The organism is Candidatus Thioglobus sp. (assembly GCF_028599055.1).
Classification (GTDB): Bacteria; Pseudomonadota; Gammaproteobacteria; order PS1; family Pseudothioglobaceae; genus Thioglobus_A.
This window is the reverse complement of sequence record NZ_JAQRMS010000123.1, coordinates 1-3530: the sequence shown is the minus strand read 5'-3', so window position 1 is coordinate 3530 and position 3530 is coordinate 1. Positions and strand designations below refer to the sequence as shown.

Below are 3530 nucleotides of genomic sequence, written 5' to 3'. Positions count from 1 at the left end.
TTGATTGCTGCATAATTCTTGCCTTGAATGTTAACTGTTTGATTGTCGAATCTTTGAAATTCTTGCGTTTCAACTGAACTGCCGTCAGCAATTTGGTAGCTAAAAGTAGTTTGTTTAGGGTGTTTTTTTAAATCAAAAGCAATGGCTAGAAATATACTGAGTGGATCGGTAATATTGCCTTTGTTAGTTTTCCAGGTGTTAATTTTTGGTTGTGTTTTAGTGAGTTGAGATGAAACAGTTTTAGATTGAGCGTTGATGTCAATGACGTAGCTTTTGCTGATTTTCTTGTCTTCTTGTTCCATGATTTGATAAGCAACACTACTAACCCCCTGATCATTTATGTTAAAGGTTGAGCTAGCAGCAATAGAATAGTCTTTAATCATGGCAGCCAATCCAGAAGTATTAGCATTTGCTGTATAGAAATAGCCGTCTTCTAACTGGTGTAGTGTTCTGACTTCTTCTGCAATTTTAAGTCCATTAATGGAGAGTTGATAGTTGGCAACATGTGGTGTAAACGCCAAAACAGAAGTATGAACGAATGAAAGGAATGCAAAAATGGCAATAAATCTCATAAGCCCTGACCATCTAAAAATGCCTGACCATCCTCAAGTGTTAGCCTGCCTTGAGTAAACCAATGAATCACTTTTGGAAAGAGCTTGTGCTCTTCTACTAAAACTCGTTTTGCCAATGAGGCTGCGCTATCGTCAGCTAAGATATTAACGCGCGACTGAGCAATAATTGGGCCACCATCTAGCTCATCTGTTACAAAATGTACGCTCACACCATGTTCAGATTCACCTGCATCAAGTGCGCGTTGATGGGTATTTAGCCCTTGAAATTTTGGCAATAAAGAAGGGTGAATGTTAAGCATTTTCCCAGTATATTTCTGCGTAAATTCCGGTGTTAAAATACGCATAAAGCCAGCGAGAATAATAATTTCTGGCTGATATTGATCAATGGTTTGGCTTAATATTTGGTCAAATTCTTCTCGTGATGAGAATTTCTTATGGTTGATTGCGTGTGTGGGAATGTTGGCTTGTTGGGCGCGTTCAAGCCCGTAGGCATCTTCTTTGTTGCTAATAACCGCTTCAATCTCAAGATTGATATGAGTAGCATTGTCAATTAATGACTGTAGGTTAGAGCCACTGCCAGAAATTAAAACAACGCATTTCATTTAGATAATAACCTGCTCGCCATCATTGTTAACAATTTCACCAATTAACCAGGCGTTTTCGCCTTGTTCGTTCATGTGTTTAATGGCTGCTTCACTTTGATCTGCAGGAACCACCAACACCAGGCCAACACCGCAGTTAAACACTCGATACATTTCCATAATATCAATATTGCCGTTATCTTGCAAGAACTGGAAAATTTCAGGTAATTGCCAAGAAGCATTGTCTAATTTTGCGGCTAAATTGTCTGGCAGCACTCTTGGAATATTCTCCAATAGGCCACCGCCAGTAATATGAGAAATAGCGTGCACTGAGTGTTGTTCGATTAATGATAAAACAGATTTTACATAAATCTTAGTCGGCTCAATCAGCGCCTGTAGTTGAGCGTCGGTAGGCTCAGACTGCTCTAATACTTTTCGAATTAAAGAATAGCCATTTGAATGTGGACCTGAAGAGCCTAGTGCAATAATATGATCGCCATTAGCAACTTTAGTGCCGTCAATTACTTTGTCTTTGTTAGCGATGCCAACGCAAAAGCCAGCTAAATCGTATTCTTCGCCCTGATACATGCCTGGCATCTCAGCGGTTTCACCACCAATTAATGCACAACCTGAAATCTTACAGCCTTCGCCAATGCCGTGGATAACGGACGTGGCTAATTCTGTATTGAGCTTACCTGTTGCATAGTAATCTAAGAAAAATAACGGTTCCGCACCTTGTACAATTAAGTCATTGACACACATAGCCACCAAATCAATGCCAATGGTATCATGCTTGTTCAGCATTTCAGCCACTTTAAGTTTTGTGCCTACACCATCTGTGCCAGAAATAAGAACTGGGTTTTTGTATTTTTTAAGGTCCAGTTCAAACATAGCGCCAAAACCGCCTAAGCCGGCCAATACGCCTTCACGCATGGTTGATTTAGCAATAGGTTTGATTTGTTCGATTAAGTCATTACCTTTGGTAATGTCTACGCCAGAGTCTTGGTAAGTCAATGATGACATAAGGTTTTTTCCGTATAATTAATTTTTTTAAACTTGATTTAACCTGCTAAAAATGAATTTTTCTAGTGTGCCAAATGCGCTTTCAATTTTACGCATTATTTTAACAGTACCTGTTGTAATGACATTGTTAAATCATCAATATTTTTTAGCCATGGTGCTGTTTTTTGTCGCTGGCATTACGGATGCATTAGACGGCTGGATTGCCAAGCGTTATTCATTTCAATCACGATTAGGCTCTATTCTTGATCCGGCTGCTGATAAGTTGTTATTGGTTAGTAGTTTTATTACTTTGTATGTGATTGGCTTACTGCCTGGGTGGCTATTGATTTTGGTATTCTTGCGTGATGTTATGATTGTATCTGGCACGGTTGGGTGCTTTATTGGTGCAGGTACACCCAAGGAGGAATTACTCTCTCCTTCAAAATTGTCAAAATTTAATACTGCCTTACAAATTGCTCTGGTGTTGTTTTTGGTGATTGTGCAACTTTATCCAATTCAAGAACAATGGGTGACAATATTTTTTATTATTGTGGCTACTTCCACTGTTTTAAGTGGTGCTGATTATGTGTGGATTTGGATTGAAAAAGTGATTTCACAAGAAAAGCAATAAGTATTTATTATGCAACAACTAGGATTGCCAATCTCGCTTGATTCAAAAATGCGTTTAAGTAATTTCTTAGGCGATGAAAATCAGCAATTGTTAGCGTTCATTAGCAACTTGTTTGGTGAAGAGTCATCTGCCGTATTGTTTGTTTCAGGTGAGCGCTCAAGTGGCAAAACACACCTGCTTCAAGGCTGTGTATTTGATGCTTTGGCGCGTAATTTATCTGCTGTTTATTTGGATATCGAGCAAGCACTACCTGCAGATTTTATCAATACACTATCTGAGTATGAGTGGGTTTGTGTTGATAACATCGATCAATTAAACACTGCCCAAGAGCAAGAGTTATTTGATCTTTATAATCAAATTAAACATACCAAAACCAAGCTGGTAGTTTCAGCGCCAAAACCGCCCAGTGAGCTAAATTTATTAAAAGATTTAAAAACACGCCTGTCATTGGCAGTCTCTTATTCATTGGGTCAGTTAACGGACTTAGAGAAAATCGCTTCCATTAAACTAAAGATGCAAGATAAAAATCTAGATATTGATGACAAAGTTTATGCTTATTTGTTTAACTATGTGTCGAGAGATTTGAATGTTGTTTTGACTGTAATCGATCAGCTGGATCAGGCATCCTTACAACAAAAGAATGCCATTTCTATTCCGTTTGTTAAAAAAACACTCAATATTTAAGGTTTTTGCCTAAATTTAAATTTGGCGATTCTAGGCATAAGTTGCGAAAATGGGATGTTA

At 38.2% G+C, this 3530-nt stretch carries 5 protein-coding genes; 2 read left to right on the top strand and 3 right to left on the bottom strand.

The annotated features are described in order from the left end of the window. The 3 genes from PSN35_RS06655 to purM form a co-directional block, all read right to left on the bottom strand. Positions 1-572, bottom strand: a 572-nt coding sequence (locus PSN35_RS06655; protein ID WP_300031190.1) for a DUF3108 domain-containing protein, incomplete at its 3' end; no start/stop codon positions are given. Further along, a complete protein-coding gene (gene purN / locus PSN35_RS06650; RefSeq protein ID WP_300031188.1) occupies positions 569-1174 on the bottom strand; it encodes a phosphoribosylglycinamide formyltransferase in 606 nt (201 codons plus the stop codon). The genes purN and PSN35_RS06655, both read right to left, overlap by 4 nt. Further along, positions 1175-2176, bottom strand: a complete 1002-nt coding sequence (purM, locus tag PSN35_RS06645) for a phosphoribosylformylglycinamidine cyclo-ligase (protein ID WP_300031185.1) — start codon at positions 2174-2176, stop codon at positions 1175-1177. Between the two features lie 52 nt (positions 2177-2228). On the opposite strand from purM, the gene PSN35_RS06640 reads away from it, so the two are divergent. Further along, positions 2229-2786 (top strand): CDP-alcohol phosphatidyltransferase family protein, encoded by a 558-nt coding sequence (locus PSN35_RS06640; protein ID WP_300031182.1) that lies wholly within the window; start codon positions 2229-2231, stop codon positions 2784-2786. 9 nt (positions 2787-2795) lie between these two features. Beyond that, complete coding sequence (gene hda / locus PSN35_RS06635) at positions 2796-3470, top strand: DnaA regulatory inactivator Hda (RefSeq protein ID WP_300031180.1); 675 nt, start codon at positions 2796-2798, stop codon at positions 3468-3470. Positions 3471-3530 lie beyond the last annotated feature (60 nt).